Consider the following 25,208-nt stretch of genomic DNA (forward strand, 5'->3'; position numbering starts at 1 on the left):
CCGTGAGGCACCGGCCAAGATCGCCGTTCCGGTGCTCTTTCGGAGATCTTGGTAAGGGCACGCAGCGTTACGTCGTTTTCCGGGAGAATCAACGGTTCACTGAACCGGACTAACGGCTCGGGTTGCCGTGCCGCGCGCTCACGAGGCTCGCGGCTCCGTGTCGTCCACTCCGATCCCACGAAGATCGGCCGACGTGAACACCGCGTCCCCCCGGGTCGCCGAGCAGGATGCCGAGCAACAGTTCCATCGTGTCGACGTACGACTCCCACAACCGGTTTCGTCGTCGATGAACGGGTGCGAGTAGTCCGGTTGCGCCTTGAGGTAGGCGACGGCGAACGCGCGGCGGTCGTAGTTCGTGGTCACCGGGGAACAGTAGAGAAGAGAAGAGCGGGCCCGCCACGGAAATGCGAGCCCGCCCCATGTCCTTTGTGGACAGCGACTCAGACGACGGTGCCTTCGGAGTCATCGTCGGAGTCGGCTTCCTCGATCTTCCACTTCAGCTGGAACTCGATCTCTTCCTCGCCGTCGCCCCGCTCGTGCTCGATCGAGAACTGCGCGCGGGCGGGGACGCGGAACCGTTCCCCGGCGATCTGGATGCGGAACGAGGTCTCGGACTCGAGCGCGTCGGCGAGACGGCGCAGTTTCGCGACGACGTCGGCGGTGGAATAGACGCGTTCGACGTCTCGGGGAGCGGTTCCGGTCACGGTGTCCTCCAGGGTCCGACACCCCGGCCGGGTGTCCGTGGCGTCATTCAATCGTGTGATCGTCGTGGGCTGTAGGCGGGGTCACAGTGACCGGGCGAGGCGGAAGCCGACGTCGTCGACGCGGAAGGTCGGGTGGCTGCGGCGCCGCACCGAGGCCCGGCAGCTCCAGTGTTCGTCGAACCATCCGCCGCCCCGCAGGACCCGGTATTCGCCGTAGACCTCGGCGTCGTAGACGTCCCAGCACCACTCCCAGACGTTGCCCAGCATGTCGTGCAGGCCCCACCCGTTGGGGGCCTTCCCGCCGACGTCGTGCACCGATTCCGCCGAGTTCTCCCGGTACCAGGCGATTTCATCGAGCGGCCCGTAGCGGGGGCCGCTCGTGCCGGCGCGGCAGGCGTGCTCCCATTCCGCCTCGGACGGCAGGCGGTAGCCGTTCGCGGACCGGTCCCACGACAAGGAATCCAGCCGGTACGCCGGGGTCAGCCCTTCACGTTCGGACAGTGTGTTGCAGAACCGAAGGGCGTCGAGCCACGAGACCTCGACGAGGGGAAGCCTGTCGGCCTCGCGGGTGACCGGGACCGGCGCGAGCAGGAAGGACGCGACGTCCACGGTCCAGCTTTGTTGCGTCCGCCGGTCCGAAAGTGTTACCTCGCCCGCCGGGACGGTGATCATCTCCATGGTCCGGCCGATGTTACCCAGGTCGGCGGCGCCGATGCGCCATGATGGGCCGGTGCCTCTGCTCATCGAGCCCGCCCTGCCCGCCGGTACTTTCCGGGCCGTCAAGCAGCCGTGCCTGATCGTCGACGACAGGCTGGTGGTGCGACCCTGGTCCGCTGACGACGTGGAGTGCGTCGAAGCCGCGTTCGCCTGTCCCGCGATCCAGCGCTGGCACGTCCGCCGTGTCGACGGCGAGGACGAGGCACGCGGCTGGATCGCGGGCTGGGAGCGGCGCTGGGCGGACGAGACAGACGCGAGCTGGGCGGTGGTCGACGCCCGGGAGGACCGGCCCGTCGGGCAGGTCGGCCTCCGCACCATCTCGCTTTTCGAGGCTTCAGCGCAGTTGTCCTACTGGGTTCTCCCTTCCTCTCGTGGCGCGGGGATCGCGAGCGCCGCGGTGGTGGCGTTGACGCGGTGGGCGTTCGAAACCATCCGGTTGAACCGGTTGTCCCTCCTGCATTCCACCGCGAACACCGCCTCCTGCCGGGTTGCGGACAAGGCCGGATACGGCCGCGAAGGCACCCTGCGGTCTTCGATGTTGCACGCGGATGGCTGGCACGACGTCCACCTGCACGCGCGGCTCAGGAGCGACTCGGCACCCGCGTGAGCGCCACGACGGCGATCGCCGCGCTGATCCAGATGGCGTACCGGTAGTCGCCGGTCGACTCCGTGACCAGGCCGGCGAGCACCGGACCAAGGAACGCGCCCACGTTGAGCGCGACGGTCGCGAACGAACCACTCAACGTCGGTGCGCCGGGTGCCACGTGCATGACCCTGGCCACGAGCGCCGAACCGCACCCGAACGACAGTCCACCTTGGACGGTGGTCACGACGAACAAGGCGACCGGGTGCGCGCTGGTCGCCGCCAGCGCCACCCAGCCGACGGGCAACAAGCACAACGCCACGATCAGACCGCGTCGGAGCCCACCGTCACCCGCGCGGCCCGCCACCGTGACCCCGATGAACGCGCCGACACCGAACGCCGCCAGCAAGCCGGAAACCGCCGCGGCGGGGAGGCGGGCCACGTCCGTCGCGATGACCGCGAGGAACGCGAACGTCGCGAAGGTCGCGCCGTTGACCAAGGCAGCCAGGATCATCGCCTGTCGCACTGGCCGTGCTTTCAGTTCGCCCGCTTCGCGTTTGATCGAGATCTCGGGCGGATCCGCCGCGTCGGCGGGTGCCGAACGGAACACGAGCACCAGCGCGGGCAGGCACAACGCGGCGACCGCCCAGAACGCCGAGCGCCAGCCCGCGAGATCACCCAGTACGGATCCGGCCGGCACACCGGCGACACACGAGAGCGTGATGCCCGCCAGCAGGACCGCGGTCGCCCGCGCCCGCTTTCCCGGTGGTGCCAAGGCGGCCGCGACGGGCATGGCGACGGCGAGGAATCCGGCGTTGACGACGGCCGCGACGATCCGGGTGCCGAACAGCACCGGGAAACTCGTCGTCAGCGCGCCGACGACGTGCACCACGACGAAGACGGCCAGGAATCCGGCCAGCGCCCGGCGGCGAGGCCAGCGAGCGCTGAGCACGGCCATGGCAGGAGCGCCGACGATCATCCCGACGGCGTACGCCGACGTCAGCGTGGCGGCGGCGCCCACCGGGACCGACAGGTCACCGGCGATCCCGGGCACGAGCCCGGAGGCCATGAATTCGGAGGTGCCTTGCGCGAAGATGGCAAGGCCGAGGACATAGACGAACAGGGGCAACGGACGACTCCCAAGCAGAAGGTGAGCAGGAGAAGCCGTGCGCGGGGCAGGGGAAACCCCGGCCGGGCGCACGGAACAGCGCTCCGGTCACCGGGAAGCGAGAGAGCCGGCCCCTAACGGCCGGACACGACGACTCGCCGCCGGATGACCGGCGGCGGGGTTCTGTCCGACTCGGGGCTCGTCACGAGAGCGCACACTACACAACGGTCGGCAAATGGCCGAACGGGTATTGTCGTTCCGCGTACCGGAACGCTTTCGTTGCCCCCTTGAGTGAAGCCGGGTAAACCTCGACTTCATGATTCCCACAGTTGTCTGGGGTACAGGCAACATCGGCCGCGCCTCCATCCGGGCCGTCGACGCGCATCCGGCGCTGGAACTCACCGGTGTGCTCGTGCACGATCCCGCGAAAGTCGGCCGTGACGCGGCCGCGCTCGCCGGTGTCGACGGCGAACTGGGTGTGGCGGCGACCGATGACGTCGAAGCGGTGTTGGCGGCGGGTCCGCGGGCGGTGGTGTACGCGGCGTCCGGCGACATCCGGCCCGCCGAAGCGCTGGCCGACATCGTCCGCGCGATCCGGGCCGGTGCGGTGGTGGTGACACCCGCGCTCTACGCGCTGTACGACCAGCGCAACGCGCCCGAAGAACTGCGGGAGCCCGTGCTCGCCGCGATCGCGGAGGGCGGTGGTTCCCTGTTCGTCTCCGGCGTCGATCCAGGCTGGGGCAACGACATCCTGCCGTTGCTGATCAGCGGGCTCGGCACCACCGTGGACGCGGTCCGCTGCCAGGAGATCTTCGACTACTCCACCTACGACCAGCCGGATTCCGTCCGCTACCTGGTCGGTATGGGGCAGCCGATGGACTATCAGCCGCCGATGCTGGCCCCGTCGGTCCCGACGATGGTGTGGGGCGGGCAGGTGCGGCTGATCGCCCGCGGGCTCGGCGTCGACCTCGACGAGATCCGGGAGACGCTCGAGCGCCGTCCGCTCGAGGAAACCGTGACCACGCGGGCGATGGGCGAGTTCGAGGCGGGCACGCAGGGCGCCGTCCGGTTCGAGGTGCAGGGGATCGTGGACGGAGAGCTGCGGATCGTCATCGAGCACGTCACCCGCATCCACGCCTCGTGCGCTCCGGACTGGCCGACGCCGCCCAGCGGCGACGGCGCGCACCGGGTGATCATCGAAGGCCGCCCCAGGATCGAGGTCTCGATCGAGGCCACCGACGAGGGCGAGAACCGGTCCGCCGGCGGCAACGCGACCGCGGTCGGCAGGCTGGTCGGCGCCGTCGACTGGCTCGTGGACGCCAAACCCGGTCTCTACGACGCACTCGACGTCCCGTTGCGACCGGCCACCGGCAAGCTCGGAAGGAGCGCGCGATGAACATCGACATCCCCGATGGCAAGGACCCGATCGGCTACGTGTGGGGTGAGATGGTGCCCGGCATCGGCGTCGCGGCGTCGAAACTCTCGCTGGCGGTCTACTCGCACACGACGCTCGGGCTCCGCGAGTTCGAGGCGGCCCGGTTGCGGATCGCCCAGATCAACGGCTGTGTCTTCTGCCTGGACTGGCGGACCGATCGCGACGGCGAGAAGGTCGAGGAGGGGTTCGCCGACGCCGTCACCGAGTGGCGCACCACCGACGCGTTCGACGAGCGGACCCGGCTGGCCGCCGAGTACGCCGAACGCTACGCGCTCGACCACCACGGCATCGACGACGAATTCTGGAAGCGGATGGGGGAACACTACAGCCAGAAGGAAATCGTGGAACTGAGTATGAGCATCGGTTCCTGGCTCGCTTTCGGGCGGCTGAACCACGTTTTGGGGATCGACACGGTCTGCGTTCTGCCGAAGATATAAGAGAAGGCCGGGGTGGCGGCCCCGGCCTTTCTTCGATCGTCGTCACAAATCGGTGGCGACGATCTTTTCGATGTTCCTTTCCGCCAGCGCGGTAATGGTGACGAACGGGTTCACCGACGTATTACCCGGAATGAGCGAGCCGTCGATCACGTAAAGCCCCGGGTGGCCGTGGAGCCTGCCGTAATTGTCGGTCGCCTTGCCCAGCACCGCGCCGCCGAGCGGGTGGTAGGTGAGATGGTCGCCCCAGATCTTGTACAAGCCGAAGAGGTCGGTCCGGTAGATCGTCCCCTCCTTGGAGTTGATCTTGTCGAAGATCGTCTTCGCCATGTCGATCGACGGCTGTTTCCAGGCGGTTTGCCAGTTGAGGTCGACCTTGTTCGCGGCCGCGTTCCAGGAGAACGCCGCCCGGTTGGGGTTCTTGGTGATGGACAGGTAGAACGAGGCGTAGGTCTCGATGCCGGTCGGCAGCGGCGCGACCTCGGCGAACGCGCCGCCCGCCGCCCAGTTGTCGATACCGGCGGTGGGGATGGACGATTGCAGTGCGCCGGTGGCGTCCCACATGTGGTTGGCCCGGCCGCACATGACGTTTCCGTTGTCGCCCCAGCCCTTTCCGACCTCGTTGCCGAGGTTCGGCAGCGCGCCGGTGGCCTTGAGCTTGACCAGCAGTTTGCTCGTGCCGACACTACCCGCGGCGAAGAAGACCTTGTCCGCGGTCACGGATTTGGTCGCGGTGACCGCGCCGCTGGTGTTGAGCTGTTCCATGACCACGGTGTAGCCGCCGCCGGAGGCGGGAGTGACCGTGGTGACGCGGTGCAGGGGCGAGATGGTCACGCGCCCCGTCGCCTTGATCCGCGGAAGATAGGTCTGCTGCAACGACTTCTTGCCCGCGTTGTTGCCGTAGAGGATCTCGCCCGCCAGCGCGGACCTCGGAACCGTGCCCGCCTGCTCCTTCTTCATGTAGTCCCAGTCGTACACGTCCGGGACGAAGAGGAACGGGAAACCCGATCGCTGCGCGTGTTTCCGGCCGACCCGCGCGTACTGGTAGCACTCGGCCGTCTCGAACCAGTTCGGGTCGATGGTGGCGACGCCGAGGCCCGCGTTGGCGCGCGGGTAGTAGACGCCGTACATCTCGTCGGCGTTGACCGTCGGCAGTACCGTGCCGAAGTTCTCGCGCTTCGGGGTGACGGCCATCCCGCCGTTGACCAGCGAGCCGCCACCGACGCCGCGACCCTGGTAGACGGTGATGCCGCTGAACTCCTCGGCGTCGAGGATCCCGGTGTGGCGCGGGACGTCCTTGTCCAGTGGGAAGCCGAGGAAGTTGCTCAACGGCTGCTTGGTCCTCGTCCGCAGCCAGAAGGACCGGTAGTCGGGGGTGGTGGTGTTGGCGAAGATCTTGCCGTCCGTGCCCGGGGTGTCCCAAGCCATGCCGAGTTCGACGAGGTGGACGTCGACACCCGCTTCGGCGAGCCGGAGCGCGGCGACGCAGCCTCCGTAGCCGGAACCGATGACGAGTGCCGGGACTCGTGCGGCGTCGGCGACCGAGGACGGCTTGTTCCCCGAAGAGGCGAATGCGGTCCCGCCGAGCGCCGCGGCGCCCAAGATAGAACCAGTTCCTGCGATGAAAACGCGGCGGGATAATCGTCCCGATGAACTGCTCCGCATGGTTTCGTCGCTCATATGATCATCCTCACCGTTGAGGGATTTAGAACAAGTTATACCTATCGCCCGGACGGGTGGCAATAATGGCGTGGATTCTCTTCTTCACGCTCGGGCCAGGTGGGTGGGCATCGTGAGCGCGGATGGGCCACTATGTACGGCTGTGGAGTCCACTCGAGTTGATCGCTGGCTGTGGGCCGTCCGGCTGACCAAAACGCGTCCGGACGCCGCCGCGGCGTGCCGTGGCGGCCATGTCCGCGTGAACGGCAAACCCGCCAAGCCTGCGACCACGGTCGTGGCCGGCGACGAGGTGCGTGCCAGGGTCAACGACACCACGCGGATCTTGGAAGTGACGCGGGTGATCCAGAAGCGAGTCGGCGCCGTCGATGCCGCGACCTGCTTCATCGACAGGACGCCCGCCCCGCCGCCCGAGTCCGTCGTGCCGGTCGCGCGACGGGAGCGGGGCGCGGGACGGCCGACTAAGCGGGAGCGACGGGTGCTCGACCGCTTCCGTACCGGGGAAGGCTGAGTCGGCTCGGGCTTGGCTGCGGCAGAGGCAGGGAAGAGTGCCCCCAATGCCGCATTGGGGGCACGCTGTCGTGCGCTGCGGGAAGGCTGAGCCGCCTTGGTTCGAGGTGAGGTGGTAGTCCGTGAAGGCCTTCTTTCCTACTCTCAAGGTCAGGGGCCCGGCAAAGTCGCAGAGCTGCTGGTCAGCGGTGCTCTTGGTAATCCGGGCTTGACATCGCTAGTGCCCGCAAGGGCCGAGTGGGGAGCATTCCGGACGTTCAACGTCCGGAATGCTCCCCACTCGGGCATATGCCGGGTTCTGAGGGCATGCCCCAGATCCCCTGTTGATCAAGCTCCATGAAGGAATCAGGACACTCAACGCCCAATTCCTTCATCGCCAGCCTCACACAGGTAACGACCAGCCACCTGACCTGCAAGACCTCGACTTTGCCGGGACCCTGGCTCTCAAGGTAGGGAAGGAGGCCTTCACGACTCGTCCTCGAATGTTCACATACGTGGACGTTATTCACATCCGTTGACGCGTGACAGGGACGTGAACTATAAAGACGGGGTCCGGGTGTACACGCCGCAACACCTTCCGTCAGTCCGTCACGGAGGTTTCGGGTGTCCCGAAAAAGTCCTCTTCGCCGTGCCGTCCTACCGGCGGTCGCCGCCGTGGTCGCCACCGCCGCACTCTTGCAGGTACCGCCCGAAGTGGCGGCCGCGGCGCCGGGTCCCGGCGCGCTGCCCGGCCTCGACGTCGGCGCGGCCAATCGCCGCGCGCCGGTCGCGGGGCTCTACGACTGGTCCAAGGCCGGATACCGGGGCGGCGCCGCGCTGCCCGGTTCCGGTGAGGTGAATCCGAACGCCACCTGCCAGGTCACCGCGGCGGAGCTGGCGAGCCAGTACAACGTCAAGCCCGACGACGGCGCAGACGACACGAAGGGGATCCAGGCGACGATCGACGGCATCAAGAGCGCCTGCTCGCCCTCCGGGAGCTACACCAAACTGAGCACGATCACCTTCCCCGCCGGGCGGTTCGACGTCACCCACGAGATCCACGTCGACGCCGACTACCTGATCCTGCGCGGCGCGGGCAAGGACGCGACGAAGTTCGTCTACAAACCCGACACGAACACGCTGTACGACGCCCTCACGCCGGACGGCTCCGACTGGGACGAGGACGGGATGACTTCGGGGGCGGGCAAGGGCGGCTGGCTGTGGCCGGGACGAGGGCTGTTCCGTGTCCAGGCCAGGGGAGTGCACTCGTCCTACGCGAGCGACTACGCGTCGGCGCCCGCCAATCGCAAGGACATCTTCGAAGGCACGATCAACGTCCATTGGAAGGCCGGGGTGAAGCTGCGGGGCAAACCAGGTGACACCGCGTTCGCCGCGCGGACGGGCGATCGCGTCGTCCATCTGGCGAGCAGCGGAGCCCTGACCTCACTCGCCGCCGGGAACTTGGTCAACATCCGTGCGGCCAACTCGCAGAAGTTCTACGAGCAGCAGCAGGCGACCCCGACCACGTTCCCGTTGCTGAACATGCACATGCGTCAGCAGATCTTCACGATCGCCGCGCTCGACACGGCCGCGCGCACCATCACCCTCGACAAACCGCTCGAGTACGACGTCCCGGTCACGTCCACTTCGGACGGTTCGGCCCCGATCGACGGCGCCACGTACGACTCCAAGGCGGCTCCGCTGGTCGACCCGGTGCTCGGCGTCGGATTCGAGAACCTCGGGTTCACGCAGGACATGCCGGGCCTGAACCCGGCGGAGGCGAACAACAACTACGGCAACATGGCGCCCGCCGCCGAGATGCACGGGATCGTGTTCAAGTGGGCGGCGAACTCGTGGGTCCGCGGCATCCGCGCGGATATGACCGGGTCGCACCCGATCGTCACGGAGGAGGCCAAGAACCTCCAGATCGTCGACAACGAACTCAACGGTTCGTGGAACAAGGGCAAGGGTGGCAACGGCTACTTCCGCGGCTCCCGCGTCTGGGATTCGCTCTACGCCGGGAACACCTCGACCCTGCTGCGGCACTTCACCTTCCAATGGTCCGCCTCGGGCAACGTGGTGATCGGCAACTCGTTCGACTCCGACCTGAACCTGCACGGCGGCTGGGAGCGCAACAACCTCTTCGAACTCAACACGGTCAAGGTCCCCTACGCGCACCGCTCCGGGAACTGCCGGGCCAACTGCGGCGAGGAGGGCGGCGGCGGCCCCGACGACTCGAACTGGTACCCGATCTGGTGGGGCGCGGGCAAGAAGGCCGTCAAGTGGTCGGGTGCTTCCGGCTACCGCAACGTGTTCTTCAACAACGCCATGACCAAACAGCTCAGCGAGAGCGGGCCGTATAACGACTTCTACGCCGACCGGCACCGCGTCTATGTTTTCGGCTGGGACGGCACCGCGTACAAGCACCTCGACATCGGCGGCACCCCGATTGCCGACTGGGCGAAGAACGAACAGCGGGACTACACCGGCGGGCACGGTGTCGACGCGACCAAGACCGATGCGGCGTCTTCGCTGTTCCTGAAGTCCGTCGACGGGACTCCGCCGTCCTCGTCGACAGGCCAGACCTCCACCACGACCACACCGAATCCCGGTACCTGCCTGACGGCGGCGTTCGCCCGTAAGTCGGTGTGGGACAGCGGCTACGGCGGCGGTTTCACCATCACCAACACCTGTTCAGCCGCGGTGGGGACGTGGGCGGTCGAGTTCGACCTGCCCGCCGGGACGACGGTCAGCAGTTCGTGGAGTTCGGTGCTGACCAAGACCGGCCAGCACTACCGATTCGGGAACGCGACGCACAACGGAAGCGTCAAACCCGGCGGCACGGCGACGTTCGGGTTCAACGCCGCCGGTCAGGGGCTTCCGGTCGCGTGCTCGATCGCCGGAACGAAATGCGGAGGCATGGAATGACGAGGAAACGACTGCTCGCCGCGCTCGCGGCCACGGCGTCGGCCGCGGGCCTGTTCGGCGCCGTCGTCACCGCGGAGGCGGCCGCGCCGAGCCTGTCCGCCACGTTCGCCCAGGGTTCGGTCTGGGACAGCGGGTACGGCGGGAAGTACACGCTGGCCAACGCCGGGGACGCGAACAGTACACAGTGGACGATCGAGTTCGATCTGCCTTCCGGCACCACTATCACGACGTCGTGGAGTTCGGTGCTCACCAGGACCGGGCAGCATTACAAGGTCACCAACGCCGGCTTCAACGGCACGATCAAACCCGGCGGGTCGGCGACCTTCGGCTTCAACACCACAGGGCTGGGCCTGCCGACGGGATGCACGGTCAACGGCAGCCCGTGCGGGGGAGCGGCGCCGACCACCACCACCACGTCGCCGCCGACCACCACGACCACGAGCCAGCCACCGACGACCACAACCGTTCCCTCGGGAGACGTCGTCGATGTGGACACGGCGGCGGAACTTCAGGCGGCGTTGGCCGCGGCGAGCCCAGGTCAGACCATCCGGCTGGCCGCCGGGACCTACCGGGGTTCGTTCGTGGCCACGAAACCCGGGACGGCCGGTGCGCCGATCACGGTGACCGGGCCGTCGACGGCGGTCCTGATCAACGACGGCCCGTCGGGCGAGGCGCCTTCTTGTCCGGCGCCGACGGCAGGCTGGGACTCCGGGTACGGACTTTGGCTCTACGGCGCACCCTATTGGCACCTCCAGGGATTCACCGTGCAGGAGTCGAAGAAGGGGATCGTCGCCGACAACTCGCACCACACCGTGATCGACGGCGTGCGGGTGCACCGGATCGACGAGGAGGCAGTGCACTTCCGGCGTTCGTCGGCCGACAGCGTCATCCGCGACTCGACGATCAGCCACACCGGTCTCGTGCAGGCGGGTTACGGCGAGGGCGTCTACCTCGGTTCGGCGAACTCGAACTGGGCGTGCCACGGGAACTCCGGCGGCGTCGACCGCAGCGACCGGATCCAGGTGCTCGGCAACCACATCGGACCGTACGTCGCTGCGGAAGGCATCGACGTCAAGGAAGGCACCGAGGGCGGTGTCATCCGGGGCAACACCTTCGACGGCCAAGGGGTGTCCGGGGAGAACTCGGCCGATTCCTGGGTCGACGTCAAGGGATTCGGTTACGTCATCGAGGACAACACCGGCACCTTCGCCTCGCCGGGGACGTTCGCGAACGGCTACGAGACGCACAATCCCGGTACCACCCCGTCGTTCCCGAACGGCTGCGGGAACGTCTGGCGGGGCAACAAGTCCGATCTCGGTGGCGTCGGCCAGTACGCCATCAAGATCACGTCGACGTCGAAGTGCGCGGAACGGCCCAACGTCGTCTACGCGTCCAACACCGTGTCGAGGGCGGTGAACGGGCTGACCAACATCCCCGTCACGCCTTGACGGACGCCGGTGGCGGGAGCGGCGCGGCTTCCGCCACCGGTCGTCAGCCCCGGATCGCGGTGATCGCGACGGTGGCGTAGCGGGTGGTGAACCGGCCGCCCATCCCGTCGATCGCCGCGCCGACCTCGGCGAGAATCTCTTGTCGGACAACAGGTTCGACCCAGGTGAGCGAGCCGAACGTCGGGAGCTGGTCCAGCCATTCGTCGCGGGTGTAGACCTGTTCCCAGTCGTGGCGGCTTCGCTCCGGCTCGCCGAATCCGCCCGCTTCACGCAGACCGTCGGCGGCCTTCGCGAGGATCGGTCCGTACGGGTCCGCGGGCTGTTTCGGCACACTCTTGAGATCGATCGGGGCGTCTGGCACGAGCCGCCGGTACGCGTCCGCCAAGGCATCCGTGACCTCCTCCGGCGGTTCGGGCACATGCCAGAACGCGGCCAAAAGTCCGCCGGGCGGCAGTACTTCGGCTGCCTTGGCGGCACCCGCGACCGGGTCGACCCAGTGCCAAGCCTGGCCGGAGACGAGCAGATCGAACCGGCGGCCGGCCGGTTCCCAGGTTTCGAACGTCGCGACCTCGACGTCGATCCCGCTCCGGCGGGCGAACTCGGCCATCCGCGGGTCCGGTTCGACGCCGAGGACCCGACAGCCCGCCGCCCGGAACTGGCGCGCCTCGATCCCGGTACCGATACCGATGTCGAGGGTTTCGCGGCCCGGTGCGGCGGCGGCGAGGTGGTCGATGAGTTCCGGGGGATAGGCGGGCCGTGTCCGGTCGTAGCGTTCGACGTCCACGCCGAAGGATTCCGCGGCCCGCCGATGCCGGTGAGGCTCCCGCCCCGAAGGTAGAGTGGGCATGCGCCCACCTTAAGTGGGCACTTGCCCACTCGTCAACGCAAAGGAGCCGTATGCCGACCGGGGTAGCTCTTCGCGCCGTGCGCGCGCAGTTGTTCGACGCCGCTGAACGGGTCCTGCTGCGGGACGGGCCGAGCGGGCTCACCAGCCGTGCCGTTACGACGGAGGCGGACTGCGCGAAAGGCGTGCTGCACCGGCATTTCGACAACTTCGACGCGTTCCTCGCGGAGTTCGTGCTGGACCGCGTCGAGAAGCTGGACGAAGAGAGCCTTCGGAAGGCCGTCGGTACCGGAACGGTCGTCGACAACCTGGCGGAGGCGCTCACGGCGGTGTTCGAGTCGGTCGCGGTCGCGATCGTCCCGCTCGTGATTTTCCGCGACGAACTGCGCGCCCGGTTGCGCCGCGAATGGCCTGCCGGAGTCCCGGTGCTGACCCAGGCCGCCGTGATGATCGCCGGTTATCTCAAGGCGGAACGCGAAAAGGGCAGGATCGCCGAAGACGCCGACGTCGACACGCTCGCGGCGACGCTCATCGGCGCCACGCACTTGCTGTTCGCCGACCGCACCGGCGCCGCCCCCGAGGCGGAGCAGGTGCGGAAGACGGTTGCTGCCGTCGTCGGCTCCGGGATCAGGCCTGCGCGGCGGTGACGGTGTGCCGAAGCAGCAGTGACGTCGTGACCGGGCCGACGCCGCCGGGGACCGGCGTGATCGAGCCCGCGATCTCCTCGACCGCGGCCTGGTCGACGTCGCCGACGAGTCCGCCTTCGGCCGTCGGGTTGGTTCCGACGTCGATCACCACGGCACCGGGCTTGACGTGGTCCGCGCCGACGAAGTGCGCGCGGCCGACAGCCACGACCAGGACGTCGGCGGTCTTGGTGACCGCCGCGAGATCCTTGGTGCGGGAGTGGCAGACGGTCACTGTCGCGTTCTCGCCGAGCAGCAGCAGCGCGGCGGGCTTACCGACCACGGTCGAGCGGCCCACGACGGCGACCTGGGCGCCGGACAGGGCGACCTGCTCCCGCTTCAGGATCTCCAGCACCGCGGCGGCGGTGGCGGGCGCGTAGGTCGGGAGGCCCGCGGTGAGGCGGCCGAGGCTGACCGGGTTGGCACCGTCGACGTCCTTGCGCGGGTCGATGTGCGCGCCGACGTCGTCCAGCGTCACGCCCTCGGGCAGCGGGGTCTGGCAGATGATGCCGTGGACCGCCGGGTCCACGGACAGCTTGTCGAGTTCGCGCGTGACGTCCTCGCCGGTCGGCTTCTCCAGCTGGACCACCCGGCAGTCGACGCCGACCTTCTTCGCGGCACGTTCGATCGAGCGCACGTACCAGGCGGTGGCGTCGTCGTCGGTCGGCACGAGCACGGCCAGTGTCGGGGCGGTGCCCGATTCGCGCAGCTTGGCGGCGGTCTCGGTGACTTCGGCGGTGATGGCGGCGGCGATCGCGCGCCCGTCGATCAGCGTCATCGGGCGATCCTCTCGCGAACCTGGGCCACGAGCGCGTCGGCGCGCCCGGCGGCGGGGGTGTGCTCGGCGAGGCGGGTCTCGGTCTCCTTGCGCAGCTGCTCGTCGGCCATCGACGCGAGGTTGACCTCGACGTTGACCACGGCCGACTCGAGCGCGGACTTGGCGGAGGAGGCGGCGACCGCGATGTCGGAGATGACGTTGGTGTTGGCGCCTTCGAGGATCGAGGCGGCGACGTCGATGACCTCGGCGGCGAGGGCGGCCGTCCGCAGCGGGACGTCGGCGGCACCGACCAGTGCGGCCTGGATCGCGGCGCTGCGGGCCTGCTTCTCCTCGTCGGTGGCCTTCGGGAGCTTGTACGCGGAGACCACCGCGTCGAACGCGGCGGCGTCGTCGGCGGCGAGGCCGAGCGCGCGACCGCGGAGGTCTTCGGCCTTGGCCAGTGCTTCGGTCATCGTCGCTTCGTGCTCGGCGTACTTCGGCTTGCCGATGGTCAGGTTGCACACCATGGAGACCAGGGCGGCACCTACGGCGGCGTTCATCGCGGCCGCCGCGCCACCACCGGGCGTCGAGGCCTTCGAAGCCAGCTCGTCGAGCCACTGACCGACCGGTTGAGCCTCCACGCGATTGTTCCCTTCCCGCTGGTTTTGCCGTCGCGCCGAAGCCTACCCGGGGCTTCCCGGACGGCCCGAAGGCCACCTTTCGTCGATGATCATCGACGAAAGGTGGCCTTCGGGAAGCGGGTCACGCGCGCTGGTACTCCTCCCAGGTGAGCTTCGGCGAGACGGCGGGGCCGTCGTCGGAACCCCGGCCGGCGAGGCCGTTGTAGCCGAGGTAGTAGTCACCGGCCTGGTGCTGCGCGCCGGACGACAGGTCCGGATCGGACAGTGCGATCGCGTGGATGTGGTAGGCGAAACCCTGGGCCGGAGTCCGGATCCAGGCCGCGAAGCCCACCTGACGCAGCTTTCGCGCGACGTCGGTCCGCGTGGCCGAGGACATCCCCTCGACGCCGATGTCCAGCGCGCCGCCACCGTCGTGCGTCCCGGCCGAAGCGCCGACGCCACCGGGGTTGTACGAGCCCTGCGTGATGGTGAGCTGCCTGCCGAGCAGACCCTCCGCCTTCACCAGCATCGCCTTGGTGCGGGTGTTCATCGCCTTGCCGTGGTAGGTCAGGCGGCTACCCGCCGAGACCGTCGCGGTGACGGTGTACCGGCCGTCGCCCAGCTTCTCGAGCGACGTCTTACCCGGCAGGCCGGAGGCGTCGATCCCGGTGTACCCCAACGACTTCTGATAGCTGGAATACGCCGTGATCGTCGATGTGCCGAAGTGGCCGTCGACGTATTGCTGGTCGAGCAGTCCCTTGGCGGCCAGCGCCTGCTCGACCAGCTGCACGCTGTCCTTCGCGCCCGGCGTCAAGGCGCTGTCAGCCCGGCGCGGGTCGATCTGCGCGGCCTTGAGCACCGCTTCCATGCTGGCCGCGGGCAACGCGGCCGCGGTCACTTCGGCGCTGGCCGGTGCGGCCACGCCGAAAGAGAGCGCGGTCGCTGTCGCGAGCACGGCTACCTTGGTCAACAATTCCTGCCTCCTGAACGAACTCGCCCGTTGTCCGGCCAGCATGAGCAGCGCGAGTACAAGGTCCGTACAAACGCGACCGCCCCCGGTCTTCCTATCGCCCGGTCGGGTGTCACTCCGGCGAAAAACCGGCGTGACCTGATATGACTTCCCGTGGACGCCGAAAGGTCGAGACCCATATGGTGCTACGTACTTCGCCACCCTCACGGGCTCATCTCAGACTGCTCGCCCCGGCGGACTCCGCACCTCCACCACGAAGACGGGACCGGTACGGCGAGATCGTCGATCGACGGCTGGCCGCGATCCTCGCCGCCGAAGACGTGGCGGAGGAACACGGACTGAGCGTGCACGTCCGGACCACCTGCTACGTGCACCGGTGCTGGGTGCATCAGTGCATCTCCGATCCGATGCACATCGTCGTCGTGACCGGGCACCGCTGGTGCCGCCGGTGCGATCGCACGGTCGTCGTCGAGGTCGACGAGACCATCCCGGGATCGGTCGAACTCTCCTGCGACGGCTGCGGCGTCCCGCCGGACACGGCCGCGAACCGCGAAGTGCTGCTGGCGTGCCGGACCAGCCTGAGTGCCATGCACGGCGGGGAAGCTTCGACGCTGTACGTCGTCCCGGACGCCTGAAGAGGCCGAATGGGTGTAGCCGGGCGGCAGGACGGCCGTATCCGGTGGGAGCCGTCGGGGCTAGTCAGTGGTTTGGACCACCACTGTTACCGAAGCGTGATCTGGACATATCGCCCGGACGGTTACTTTGTTGTGGCGCGCAACGAATTGCTTCGCCCGTGGATTTCCAACGCCGGAGGTGTCACGACGTGAACCGAATCCTTGTGCAGCCCAGACGACGGAAAGGGGGCCGGGGCGTGCTCGCCCTTGGCCTCTCCGCGCTCCTGATCGCAGCTGGTCTCGTCGGTGCCACCGCCGCCGCGGCCGCCGACTACAGCCAGAGCGCCGCGTCCTTGAATGCGACTCAGGCGCAGTTCTCCTTCACGCCGGCTACGACCGCGAGGTACGTCGATCTCCACTACACCGGCGTTCCGGGCGTGGGGCAGCAGAACGTCCGCATGACCGACGGCGGCGGCACGTGGCGGCACACCGTTGGTTCGCTCGCCACCGGCACGGTGCTCGACTACTGGTTCACCTACGAGAAGAGCGGGCCGCAGTACGACACGCCGCACTTCGGCTACACGCACGGCGGCAGCGGCACGACCGTCGCCACGCCGACGTTCGACCCGCCCGGCGGCAGCTATCCGAGTGCCCGCTCGGTGACGCTGTCGACCGCGACCGCCGGCGCGACCATCCGGTACACAGTGGACGGTTCCACGCCGACCGTGTCGTCCACTGTGTACACCGGGCCGATCACGGTCTCGGCCTCCTCCACGGTTTCCGCGATCGCGCTGAAGGCGGGCTCGGCCAACTCCTCGGTGGCATCGGCGAGCTACACGATCGGAACGACACAGGCGACCTGCCCGGCCCAGGCCGACGTCCCGAACTTCGGCCCGAACGTGCGGATCTTCGACCCCGGCATGTCGGCGCAGTCGATCCAAACCCGACTGGACGCGGACTTCAACCAGCAGAAGGACACCCTGACCGCGCAGTTCACCGAACGCCGGTACGCGCACCTGTTCAAGCCCGGTGTCTACAGCGGCATCCACGACGACGTCGGCTACTACACCTCCGTCGCCGGTCTCGGGCAGAACCCGGGCGACGTCGTGATCAACGGTGACGTGACCGTCGACGCCTTCAACGAGTCGGACAAGGGCGTGGCGCTGCAGAACTTCTGGCGCTCGACGGAGAACCTCGCCGTCGTCCCGAGCAGCGGCGCGACCCGCTGGGCCGTCGCACAGGCCGCGCCGTTCCGCCGGATGGACATCCGCGGCGGCCTGAACCTCTTCCCGGCCAGCTATGGCTTCGCCAGCGGTGGATACACGGCCGACAGCAAGGTTTCCGGTAAGACCGCGTCGATCTCGCAGCAGCAGTGGTACACCCGAGACAGCGGCTACGGCAGCTGGGAGGGTGGCGTCTGGAACATGGTCTTCTCCGGGACGAACGGTGCCCCGGCCAACACCTTCCCGAACCCGCCGGAGACGACGCTCGGCACTACGCCGGTGTCTCGCGACGTCCCGTATCTCTACCTCGACGGCTCCGGCAAGTACCGCGTGTTCCTGCCTTCCTTGCGCACCAACGCTTCCGGGCCGAGCTGGGCCAGCGGCAGCACGCCGGGCAGCTCGCTGCCGATGAGCCAGTTCTACGTGGTGAAGGCGGGGGATACGGCGTCGTCGATCAACACCGCGCTTTCCCAGGGCTGCAACCTGTTCTTCACGCCCGGCGTCTACCACCTCAACCAGACGCTGAACGTGAGCAAGGCCAACACTGTCGTCCTCGGCATCGGTTACCCGACACTGGTGCCCGACAACGGCGTCGACGCGATGCGGGTCGCCGATGTGGACGGTGTGCGGCTCAAGGGCCTGCTGTTCGACGCCGGCACGACCAACTCGCAGTCGCTGCTCACCGTCGGCCCGGCGGGCTCGACGGCGAACCACTCGGCCAACCCGACCACGTTGCAGGACGTCTTCTTCCGGATCGGCGGTCAGATCGCGGGAAAGGCGACGAACAGCCTGATCGTCAACAGCCGTGACACGATCCTCGACCACATCTGGGCCTGGCGGGCCGACCACGGCAACGCCGGTACCTACGGCTGGACGATCAACACCGGCGACACCGGCGTGGTCGTCAACGGCGACAACGTGCTGGCGACCGGTCTGTTCGTCGAGCACTATCAGAAATACCAGGTGATCTGGAACGGCCAGAACGGCAGGACGATCTTCTTCCAGAACGAGATCCCTTACGACGTCCCGGATCAGGCCGGGTGGAAGAGTCCCAACGGGCTCAACGGATACGCCGCCTACAAGGTGGGGGACAACGTGACCACGCACGAGGCGTGGGGCCTTGGCAGCTACTGCTTCTTCAACGACAACCCGGCGGTGAACCTGTATCACGCGTTCGAGGTGCCGAACCGCTCCGGCGTCCGGTTCCACAACATGGTGACGGTGTCGCTGAACTACAAGGGGACCATCACCCACGTGATCAACGACGCGGGGGCGGTGACCCCGCCGGGAACGACGCCGAGCAACCTGGTCAGTTACCCGTAGCGGTTGCCGCTCACGAGACTGCTGTTGAAGCGCGTGAAGGCCCCCTTCCCTCGGCTGAGCCGCGTGAAGGGGGCCTTCGCGCGGGCTTGCGGCAGGGTGTGGCGAGTGGACCCAATGTGGCATTGGGGGCGTTGAGTGGACCCAATGCCACATTGGGTCCACGTCCAGCTCTTCCCCCGCCGTTACCCGACCGCAAGTAGGGGACTACTTGCGGCCGGCAGGCGTATAACGCCCTATACTGCGCCGCGTCCGGCGACCGCCTCGGTGAGCGGTTAGGCTCCGTTTCATGATCAGCAGTAATGCGCCCACCGTCGTCGATGACCTGCGCGAACTCTTTCGTTCCGGTGTCACCAAACCGGTGGCGTGGCGGCGGACGCAGCTCATGGGGTTGCGCACGCTCCTGTCCGAACAGGAGGACGTCTTCCTCAAGGCGCTCTACGCCGACCTGCGCAAGAACGCCGTCGAGGCCAAGCGCGCGGAGATCGCGCTCGTGCGCAACGAGATCGACCACACGCTGGAGAACCTGGACTCCTGGCTGAACCCGGAGCCCGCCGACATCCCCGAGCCCCTGCGGCCGGGGAGTGGTCGCGTCGTGCGCGAACCACTCGGAGTGGCGTTGATCATCGGGCCGTGGAACTACCCGCTGCAACTGGTGCTCGCGCCGCTGGTCGGGGCACTGGCGGCAGGCAACTGCGCGGTCGTGAAGCCGAGTGAGCTGGCTCCGAACACCTCGGCCGCGATCGCCGAGCACCTGCTGAAGTACGTCGAAGGCGTGCGTGTCGTCGAGGGGGCGATCCCCGAGACGACGGCGTTGCTGGACCAGAAGTTCGACACCATCTTTTACACCGGGAACGGGACCGTCGGCCGGATCGTCATGACCGCGGCCGCGAAACACCTCACGCCGGTCACGCTCGAACTGGGCGGGAAGAGCCCGGCGATCGTCGTGCCGGGCGCGGATCTCGCCGTGACCGCGCAGCGGCTCGCCTACGGCAAGTTCGCCAACGCGGGCCAGACCTGCGTCGCGCCCGACTACGTCCTCGCGATCGGTGGCACCGGCCCGAAGCTGGCGGAGCACCTGGCCGAGACCGTCGAAGGAATGTTCGGCACGGACCCGGCCACCAGCGACTCCTACGGCCGGATCATCTCGACCCGGCACTACGACCGGCTTGCCGCGCTGCTGGACAACGGAACCGCGGTCGTCGGTGGCAAGGCCGACCGTGGCGAGAAGTACATCGCGCCCACCGTGCTCACCGACGTCTCTCCGGATGCTCCGGTGATGCGAGACGAGATCTTCGGTCCGATCCTGCCGATCATCGACGTCCCCGACGTCGACGCGGCGCTGGCGTTCGTCAACGCACGCGACAAGCCGCTGGCGTTGTACGCCTTCACCGAGTCGGAGGAGACGAAGCGCCGGATCGAGACGGAGACGTCGTCGGGCGGGCTGGTGTTCGGCGCGGCGATCATCCACCTCGCGGCGCCCGACCTGCCGTTCGGCGGGGTCGGGGAGAGCGGGATGGGCCGCTATCACGGCCGCTACTCGATCGACAACTTCAGCCACGTAAAGGCCGTGCTGGACAAGCCGCTCGCCTGAGGGTCGCTTCGTCGACTAGAACGGTCCAGCCAGTTCGAGTCCGACTTCTGACAGTGATTCCATCGGTCTGTCGAGACTGGAGTCGGCCAATGGGATATCTAACAATGGGGTCTTCGGGATCGCGTCTCGCGCTCGTTCATACAAAGCCAGGCACGGGTGCAAAGGGCGGAGGGAAGATTGATAAAGGAGGCCGTCGAGAGATCTCACTTGACGCTCGCCTTCCTGGTTCAGATAGACGGCGTTCTGCCCTCGGTAATGCAGGTAGATTTCTCGCGACCATCGTCTGGCGAGATCGTGATTGCCACTGAAGATTGCCGAATTTCCTCTTGCGGAAGTGATCCAGGATGAATTCAGATCCAATAGGAACAGTGATCGCTTTGTCCTGAACACTGTGAAGTGTGGATCGTGGCGATGTCGGTTGACTCTCCGTGTCTTCTGAAACAGTTCCAGCAGGCAGGTGTGCAGGGTCGCTTGATCGTGGGGCGCGCCGTACATGATCCCGCGACGCGGATGAGGCCCCGCCGGCGGCGGATGGTGGTCGAACCGGGCGTGCACCGGCCCATAGAAGCGGAACGCGTTCCAGTTTGCCGGATACGGGCCACGCCGGAAGTAGGCGCGGGCGAGAGGCTCGTCTGGGTCGATGAGCTTGAGATGTCGCTCCGTGAGGATCGGGAAGTGGTCGCGGCGGGGCAGCGGCAGATTTTCACTCATGGCCACATTCCGAATTCGTTGGCCATGGTGACCACTATGCTGCTGTCGAATCCCTCCTTAAGCCATTGCAGCGGTGTCCACGTCCGTCCGCGAGACTCCAGCTCAACCGTGGGATTGTTCAGGAACCCCACCACTTCCAAGACTGTCAGATCCGGAGGCAGTGCTGGCAGTACGTCTTCAAGGCCGCTTATATACCCGGCTTCGGTGAATTGGAAAACAGGAATTCTGCGTATTCCGAAGACGTCGATGGAAAAGATCGACCTGTCCTTGAGTCGGGCGATGATCTCTGTGCGGTTGCATCCTATTTGCTCTGCGGCCTCGGCGATCGTGTAGCTCGATTCGACCAGCTTCGAGTATTCGGCTGCTGCCCTGAGGGAAGAACGTTCTTGCCACGGGGGCGCCTTGACGTCTGTGATCCCCATGTCATGCAGCAGGTTGAGCTCCCTGGTTGTCAGCCGACTCGGTTGGGGCGCTGTGAATTGTTCGTCGGCAAGCCATTCGAGCCACGAGACCAGATGGTCAATATCAAGCCGCATCCGTTGTGCGACCTGTTCTAACCTGTGCAGAACGCTCGGAACATCATCATGCGTCGCAAACCGCGGAGTGGCGGTGAGTTCTGGTTCGTCTCGTGTCAGGTCGGCGAGCAGTACGGTCGACCCGCCTTTGGTCGTAAGCGTCTTCTGCGTCATCGAACCTCCGCCCGGCTTCGCTTGTAATGTCAAGTGCCAGGAAGTCGGAGGTGGCGGCCTGCTCGTTACGCAGAGCTATTTACCCGGCGATGTCGATTTCCGAAAGTTACCGGATCGCGATCAACAAGGCTGTCGGTTCGGGTCGGCGGACCCACACGTCCGGCTCACCGCACCGCCTGAACTGCGATGTCCCCAATGCCACATTTGAGACGCTCAGCGTCTCAAATGTGGCATTGGGGACATCGGCCTCGCCCCTCACGAGGCGGAACGCGGCACCGGCGGCGGTGGAACCGTCTTCGCCAGCACGATGTCCGCCAGCCGGATCGTCGCGAGACCGCGTTTGGTTTCGACGGTGCATTCCGCGTCGTCGCGGGAGCGCAGGTAGCCGAGCGCGTCGGTGAACCCGCCTTCGATTCGGTAGCGCACGACAACTCGCGTGCCGACCGGGACGTCCGGCAGGGTCATCGGTTCAGGTGCGCGGTGAGCTCGTCGTCGCTCGGTTCGACCAGGTGGGTGCCGTCCGGCCAGACGAGGGTCGGGATCCGCCGCTCACCGTTCTGCAGTGCTCGCACGGTCTCTTCGGCGCCGGAGTCCGCCTCGACGTCGATGTAGTCGTACTCGACACCCTTGGCGTCCAGCAGGGCGCGGCTGCGTTTCACGTCGGGGCACCAGCCGGCGCCGTACACGGTGAGGTCGCTCATGGATCACAGCATGCCAGGTCGCGGTCCGGCGGCGCGTTCGGCGAGGGCCGAACGGTCCGCGAGCCCGGTCTTGGCTAGCAGGCTCGCGACGTGTTTTTCGACCGTCCTGGGGGAGATGTGCAGCCGGGCGCCGATGTCCTTGTTGCCCATCCGCTCGGCGAGCAGCACCAGCACCTCGTACTCGCGCACGGTGACGCCGGACGCGCGCAGGTCGCCGGGGACGCGGTCGACACCGGCACGGCGTTGCCGGACGGGCGCGCCGAGTTTGCGGAGCAGGCTCCGGCAGGTGGCCGCGACCGCCTGGATGTCCCGGCCGTGGAAGTACTCTTCGGCCTGCTTGAGCCAACCTGTCGGATCGCCCCAGCCGTCGGCGGCGGCCGGTTCGGCGATCAGCCGGAGGCCGAGGTGCCGGGCAAGGGGGTAGGGCGCCGACGTCTCCAGTGCGGCGGCCACCGCTCGCTCGGCTTCGGTCGCGTCGCCTCGCCTGCCGTGCTCGACGGCGTGCGCGAATTCGACGAACTGCCGGTTCCACCGCATCCCGCTCACGGCGGCTCCGTCCTCGGGGCACGCGGCGCCACCGAGGGTGTCGACGAGCGTTCTGAGCCCGTGCTGCCCGGCGAGGTGGAACCGGCTCGGCCGCCGGTCCTCCAGTTCGGTCACCTGCGCGAGTTCGCGGCGTGCCCGGTCGAAGTCCTCCTCGAGCAGTGAGCAGAAGACCCGCGCCAGCCCGATGCTCAGCACCATCTCCTGCGCGTTCTCGCCGCCGCTCTCCCGGAAGTCCTCGAGCGCCTGTTCCATCGCCGGGCGGTCCGCCCGGTGCCCGGCCGACATCGCCCTGGTCATATGCGCGTAGTGCAGCAGCGCGGTCAGCCGGAGCCTGCCGAGTACGGCGAGGTTCTCGTCCAGCAGCGCGTGCGCGGTCTCGAACTCGCTGCGCAGGATCGCGTGCATGGTGCGCACGGAGTCGACCGCGCAATGCAGCGTGATCGATCCGGTCCGCTGCGCGTCGGCGCGGGCGAGCAGCAGGGTCTGCTCGTCGCCGGTCATCAGCACGCGATGCCCGCCGAGCCGGACCAGCGCCTGGGTGCGGAGGTGGTGCAGGTGGTTGTCCTCGGCGGTCCGCCGCGCGAGCTGCATGTAGTGCTCGGATTCGGTGAGGTCCCGCGACAGCGCGAGCATGCCGAGCACCTGGAGCGCCTGGCAGACGACGAACGGCTGCGCGGTCTCCTCGGCCACCTTCCACGCCTGGCGCGCGAGCCGTTCCGCCGTGCCGGCCCGGCCGGGGACGTCGAGCCAGAGGTTCGCTTCGACGGCGTCGAGCGCGGCCTGCTGAGCGGGAGAGATCGCCGAACCGAGGGGAGCGCGGGCACGTTCGATCTGGCCGAGGCATTCGTCGTGCCGTCCGGCGATGTAGGCGGCCCACGCCAGCTGGGTGTGCAGTTTGGCGGCTCGTTCGAGTGTCCCGATCTCGCCGAATCCGGCGGAGAGCTCGACGGCGCGGTCGAATTGGCCGGTTTGCCCCAGTGCGTACAGCAGCGTTTCCAGCACCTCGGCACGATCACCCGCGTCGGCCCCGGCGAGCAGGTCGACGGCCTTGGTGAGCATCGTGACCGCGGAGTCCGCGGCACCGGCATCGAGGGCGCGACGACCGGTTTCGGCGAACAGCCGACCCGCCGCCCGTTCGTCCAGCGCGGTCAGCCGGAGCGACGCGACGAGCGCGCACAGATCGCCCGGCAGTCCCGGGTACAGCTTCTCGACGGCGTCGGCGGCCTGACGGGCGAGCGCCGCCTTCCGCGCCGGGGACTGGCGCTCCAGCAGCGCTTCCGCGGTCAGCGGATGGCGGAAGGCGTACCAGCCCGGCGTCGTCTCGTCGGTGGTCACCAGGTTCGCCGAGACCGCGGCGGTCAGGTGGTTGTGCAGGGTCCGGTCGTTCATGCCGGTGACCGTCTGCACCACCGACAGCGGGAATCGGCGGCCGATGATGGCGGCGACCGACAGCAGTTCACCCGCCTGTTCGCCGAGTTGCTCTATCCGGACGCCGATACTGGTGACCAGCGCGGCGGGCACGCGGGCGCGGAGTTCGCCGATGACGCGCCAGCCGTCCCGGCTCTCGACCAGCAGGCCGTCGTTCACCATGCCGTGGAGCAGCTCCTCGACGATGAACGGCAGACCGGCGCTGTTGCGCCACAACAGTTCCGCCGCCGGCGCCGGCAGATACCCCGGTTCGGTCTCCAGGCAGGCCGCGGCGAGCTTGCGGGTGTCGGCGAGGCCGAGCCTGCCGAGTTCGAGGATCGCGCAGCTCATCCGCTGGGCACCGGAGGTCGCCAGGTGGAGGGCGTCGGAGGGTTCGTTGCGGAGCGTGCCGACGAACAGGGTCTGCGCCGCGGACAGGTTGTCGACGAGGTATTCGAGGATGAACAGCGTTTCGGCGTCGGCGTCCTGGAGGTCGTCGAGGACCAGGAGCGCGCCGCGGTCTCGGCTGGTGACGGCCAGCAGCCGGAACACGGCTTCGGCGAGGACCATCAGGGAGCCCGATTCCCGCGGCCGGTCGCCTTGGCTCCAGTCGGGGATGAGCTGGGCGAGCACCGGGATGAACGGGTCGAGTTCCGCCACCTCTGGCGGGCCGCCGCCGCGGAAGTGCGAGAGCAGTGCCTGGGTCAGCGGACGGAACGGGACGAGCGGGCCGATCGAGCTGGCCCTGCCCTGGAGGACCGGGATATCCGCGGCGACCGCTCGCGAAGCCGCTTCGATGGCGAGCCGGGACTTGCCGATTCCGCCTTCGCCCACGAGAAAGATCGCGCCGCCGCGGCTGGCGATGGCGCGATCGAGAGCTCCGGAGAGCTCGGCCAGTTCGGCGTCGCGGCCGATCACCCGCGACGAACGGATCCCCACCGCCGTGACTATAGCGAGCGGATTCCCGTGCTACGGCGAAGAGTTGATCACGAAGGCGGGCGGCGCG

At 67.8% G+C, this 25,208-nt stretch carries 24 protein-coding genes; 10 read left to right on the forward strand and 14 right to left on the reverse strand.

All coding sequences use genetic code 11. The features are described from left to right. Positions 1–138 precede the first annotated feature (138 nt). The 3 genes from ACLARN_RS15095 to ACLARN_RS15105 all read right to left on the reverse strand — a co-directional run bounded on the left by ACLARN_RS15095 (position 139) and on the right by ACLARN_RS15105 (position 1,382). Entirely contained in the window at positions 139–363 is a 225-nt protein-coding gene (locus ACLARN_RS15095) for a hypothetical protein (RefSeq protein ID WP_409492011.1), read from the reverse strand. A 77-nt stretch (positions 364–440) separates the two neighbouring features. Then, a complete protein-coding gene (locus ACLARN_RS15100; RefSeq protein WP_409492012.1) occupies positions 441–704 on the reverse strand; it encodes an amphi-Trp domain-containing protein in 264 nt (87 codons plus the stop codon). Positions 705–785: 81 nt separating this feature from the next. Next, positions 786–1,382: a formylglycine-generating enzyme family protein gene (locus ACLARN_RS15105; RefSeq protein ID WP_409492161.1), complete on the reverse strand. Its 597-nt coding sequence runs from the start codon at positions 1,380–1,382 to the stop codon at positions 786–788. Between the two features lie 52 nt (positions 1,383–1,434). Between ACLARN_RS15105 and ACLARN_RS15110 the strand changes: the two genes are divergently transcribed. Then, positions 1,435–2,028: a GNAT family N-acetyltransferase gene (locus ACLARN_RS15110; protein ID WP_409492013.1), complete on the forward strand. Its 594-nt coding sequence runs from the start codon at positions 1,435–1,437 to the stop codon at positions 2,026–2,028. On the opposite strand, the gene ACLARN_RS15115 is transcribed toward ACLARN_RS15110, so the two are convergent. After that, entirely contained in the window at positions 2,003–3,133 is a 1,131-nt protein-coding gene (locus ACLARN_RS15115) for a Cmx/CmrA family chloramphenicol efflux MFS transporter (protein WP_409492014.1), read from the reverse strand. The two genes, ACLARN_RS15110 and ACLARN_RS15115, sit on opposite strands and share 26 nt — an antisense overlap. 295 nt (positions 3,134–3,428) lie before the next feature. Between ACLARN_RS15115 and ACLARN_RS15120 the strand changes: the two genes are divergently transcribed. Together ACLARN_RS15120 and ACLARN_RS15125 are read left to right on the forward strand one after the other, a co-directional pair. After that, positions 3,429–4,508, forward strand: coding sequence for a dihydrodipicolinate reductase (locus tag ACLARN_RS15120; RefSeq protein WP_409492015.1), 1,080 nt, complete (start codon positions 3,429–3,431; stop codon positions 4,506–4,508). Beyond that, positions 4,505–4,984, forward strand: coding sequence for a carboxymuconolactone decarboxylase family protein (locus ACLARN_RS15125; RefSeq protein ID WP_409492016.1), 480 nt, complete (start codon positions 4,505–4,507; stop codon positions 4,982–4,984). Before ACLARN_RS15120 ends, ACLARN_RS15125 begins: the two co-directional genes overlap by 4 nt. 42 nt (positions 4,985–5,026) lie before the next feature. Here the strand turns inward: ACLARN_RS15125 and ACLARN_RS15130 are convergent, their stop codons facing one another. After that, positions 5,027–6,583 carry a GMC oxidoreductase gene (locus tag ACLARN_RS15130; protein ID WP_409492017.1) on the reverse strand — a complete coding sequence of 519 codons (1,557 nt, stop codon included), beginning with the start codon at positions 6,581–6,583 and terminating at the stop codon, positions 5,027–5,029. Positions 6,584–6,803: 220 nt separating this feature from the next. Here ACLARN_RS15130 and ACLARN_RS15135 point away from each other — a divergent pair, with 220 nt between their 5' ends. From ACLARN_RS15135 to ACLARN_RS15145, 3 genes are all read left to right on the forward strand, one after another. After that, positions 6,804–7,169 (forward strand): RNA-binding S4 domain-containing protein, encoded by a 366-nt coding sequence (locus ACLARN_RS15135; RefSeq protein ID WP_409492018.1) that lies wholly within the window; start codon positions 6,804–6,806, stop codon positions 7,167–7,169. A 602-nt stretch (positions 7,170–7,771) separates the two neighbouring features. Beyond that, positions 7,772–10,075 (forward strand): cellulose binding domain-containing protein, encoded by a 2,304-nt coding sequence (locus ACLARN_RS15140; protein WP_409492019.1) that lies wholly within the window; start codon positions 7,772–7,774, stop codon positions 10,073–10,075. Continuing rightward, entirely contained in the window at positions 10,072–11,523 is a 1,452-nt protein-coding gene (locus tag ACLARN_RS15145; RefSeq protein WP_409492020.1) for a cellulose binding domain-containing protein, read from the forward strand. Before ACLARN_RS15140 ends, ACLARN_RS15145 begins: the two co-directional genes overlap by 4 nt. Positions 11,524–11,566: 43 nt before the next feature. On the opposite strand, the gene ACLARN_RS15150 is transcribed toward ACLARN_RS15145, so the two are convergent. Next, positions 11,567–12,307: a class I SAM-dependent methyltransferase gene (locus tag ACLARN_RS15150; protein ID WP_409492162.1), complete on the reverse strand. Its 741-nt coding sequence runs from the start codon at positions 12,305–12,307 to the stop codon at positions 11,567–11,569. 113 nt (positions 12,308–12,420) lie between these two features. On the opposite strand from ACLARN_RS15150, the gene ACLARN_RS15155 reads away from it, so the two are divergent. Then, positions 12,421–13,014: a TetR/AcrR family transcriptional regulator gene (locus tag ACLARN_RS15155; RefSeq protein ID WP_409492021.1), complete on the forward strand. Its 594-nt coding sequence runs from the start codon at positions 12,421–12,423 to the stop codon at positions 13,012–13,014. On the opposite strand, the gene ACLARN_RS15160 is transcribed toward ACLARN_RS15155, so the two are convergent. The 3 genes from ACLARN_RS15160 to ACLARN_RS15170 all read right to left on the reverse strand — a co-directional run bounded on the left by ACLARN_RS15160 (position 12,995) and on the right by ACLARN_RS15170 (position 15,400). Beyond that, a complete protein-coding gene (locus tag ACLARN_RS15160) occupies positions 12,995–13,828 on the reverse strand; it encodes a bifunctional 5,10-methylenetetrahydrofolate dehydrogenase/5,10-methenyltetrahydrofolate cyclohydrolase (protein ID WP_409492022.1) in 834 nt (277 codons plus the stop codon). The two genes, ACLARN_RS15155 and ACLARN_RS15160, sit on opposite strands and share 20 nt — an antisense overlap. Continuing rightward, positions 13,825–14,448: a cyclodeaminase/cyclohydrolase family protein gene (locus ACLARN_RS15165; protein ID WP_409492023.1), complete on the reverse strand. Its 624-nt coding sequence runs from the start codon at positions 14,446–14,448 to the stop codon at positions 13,825–13,827. The genes ACLARN_RS15160 and ACLARN_RS15165 overlap by 4 nt, the downstream gene beginning before the upstream one ends. Positions 14,449–14,569: 121 nt before the next feature. After that, on the reverse strand, positions 14,570–15,400 hold the full coding sequence (locus ACLARN_RS15170; RefSeq protein WP_409492024.1) for a peptidoglycan-binding protein: 831 nt from the start codon (positions 15,398–15,400) through the stop codon (positions 14,570–14,572). A 176-nt stretch (positions 15,401–15,576) separates the two neighbouring features. Between ACLARN_RS15170 and ACLARN_RS15175 the strand changes: the two genes are divergently transcribed. The 3 genes from ACLARN_RS15175 (at position 15,577) to ACLARN_RS15185 (ending at position 20,148) form a co-directional block, all read left to right on the forward strand. Continuing rightward, positions 15,577–16,032 (forward strand): hypothetical protein, encoded by a 456-nt coding sequence (locus ACLARN_RS15175; protein ID WP_409492025.1) that lies wholly within the window; start codon positions 15,577–15,579, stop codon positions 16,030–16,032. Between the two features lie 188 nt (positions 16,033–16,220). Then, positions 16,221–18,557, forward strand: a complete 2,337-nt coding sequence (locus ACLARN_RS15180) for a chitobiase/beta-hexosaminidase C-terminal domain-containing protein (RefSeq protein ID WP_409492026.1) — start codon at positions 16,221–16,223, stop codon at positions 18,555–18,557. A 286-nt stretch (positions 18,558–18,843) separates the two neighbouring features. Next, complete coding sequence (locus ACLARN_RS15185; protein WP_409492027.1) at positions 18,844–20,148, forward strand: aldehyde dehydrogenase family protein; 1,305 nt, start codon at positions 18,844–18,846, stop codon at positions 20,146–20,148. 15 nt (positions 20,149–20,163) lie between these two features. Here the strand turns inward: ACLARN_RS15185 and ACLARN_RS15190 are convergent, their stop codons facing one another. The 5 genes from ACLARN_RS15190 to ACLARN_RS15210 all read right to left on the reverse strand — a co-directional run bounded on the left by ACLARN_RS15190 (position 20,164) and on the right by ACLARN_RS15210 (position 25,141). Next, positions 20,164–20,859 (reverse strand): hypothetical protein, encoded by a 696-nt coding sequence (locus tag ACLARN_RS15190; RefSeq protein WP_409492028.1) that lies wholly within the window; start codon positions 20,857–20,859, stop codon positions 20,164–20,166. Then, on the reverse strand, positions 20,856–21,548 hold the full coding sequence (locus ACLARN_RS15195; RefSeq protein ID WP_409492029.1) for a hypothetical protein: 693 nt from the start codon (positions 21,546–21,548) through the stop codon (positions 20,856–20,858). Before ACLARN_RS15195 ends, ACLARN_RS15190 begins: the two co-directional genes overlap by 4 nt. 255 nt (positions 21,549–21,803) lie before the next feature. Next, entirely contained in the window at positions 21,804–22,013 is a 210-nt protein-coding gene (locus ACLARN_RS15200) for a ferrous iron transport protein A (RefSeq protein ID WP_409492030.1), read from the reverse strand. Continuing rightward, the gene (locus tag ACLARN_RS15205) at positions 22,010–22,249 is read right to left on the reverse strand and encodes a glutaredoxin family protein (RefSeq protein ID WP_409492031.1); all 240 of its coding nucleotides are present in this window, start codon (positions 22,247–22,249) and stop codon (positions 22,010–22,012) included. Before ACLARN_RS15205 ends, ACLARN_RS15200 begins: the two co-directional genes overlap by 4 nt. A 3-nt stretch (positions 22,250–22,252) precedes the next feature. After that, positions 22,253–25,141 (reverse strand): ATP-binding protein, encoded by a 2,889-nt coding sequence (locus ACLARN_RS15210; RefSeq protein ID WP_409492032.1) that lies wholly within the window; start codon positions 25,139–25,141, stop codon positions 22,253–22,255. Positions 25,142–25,208: the final 67 nt, after the last annotated feature.

This window comes from Amycolatopsis sp. cmx-11-12 (genome assembly GCF_046269425.1).
Classification (GTDB): Bacteria; Actinomycetota; Actinomycetes; order Mycobacteriales; family Pseudonocardiaceae; genus Amycolatopsis.

Bases quoted from the DNA above. Each gene is read 5' to 3' on its own strand.
- ACLARN_RS15105 (WP_409492161.1), bottom strand. From the start codon at position 1,382: ATGGAGATGATCACCGTCCCGGCGGGCGAGGTAACACTTTCGGACCGG.
- ACLARN_RS15120 (WP_409492015.1), top strand. From the start codon at position 3,429: ATGATTCCCACAGTTGTCTGGGGTACAGGCAACATCGGCCGCGCCTCC.
- ACLARN_RS15125 (WP_409492016.1), top strand. From the start codon at position 4,505: ATGAACATCGACATCCCCGATGGCAAGGACCCGATCGGCTACGTGTGG.
- ACLARN_RS15145 (WP_409492020.1), top strand. From the start codon at position 10,072: ATGACGAGGAAACGACTGCTCGCCGCGCTCGCGGCCACGGCGTCGGCC.
- ACLARN_RS15155 (WP_409492021.1), top strand. From the start codon at position 12,421: ATGCCGACCGGGGTAGCTCTTCGCGCCGTGCGCGCGCAGTTGTTCGAC.
- ACLARN_RS15160 (WP_409492022.1), bottom strand. From the start codon at position 13,828: ATGACGCTGATCGACGGGCGCGCGATCGCCGCCGCCATCACCGCCGAA.
- ACLARN_RS15175 (WP_409492025.1), top strand. From the start codon at position 15,577: ATGGTGCTACGTACTTCGCCACCCTCACGGGCTCATCTCAGACTGCTC.
- ACLARN_RS15185 (WP_409492027.1), top strand. From the start codon at position 18,844: ATGATCAGCAGTAATGCGCCCACCGTCGTCGATGACCTGCGCGAACTC.
- ACLARN_RS15190 (WP_409492028.1), bottom strand. From the start codon at position 20,859: ATGAGTGAAAATCTGCCGCTGCCCCGCCGCGACCACTTCCCGATCCTC.
- ACLARN_RS15195 (WP_409492029.1), bottom strand. From the start codon at position 21,548: ATGACGCAGAAGACGCTTACGACCAAAGGCGGGTCGACCGTACTGCTC.
- ACLARN_RS15200 (WP_409492030.1), bottom strand. From the start codon at position 22,013: ATGACCCTGCCGGACGTCCCGGTCGGCACGCGAGTTGTCGTGCGCTAC.
- ACLARN_RS15205 (WP_409492031.1), bottom strand. From the start codon at position 22,249: ATGAGCGACCTCACCGTGTACGGCGCCGGCTGGTGCCCCGACGTGAAA.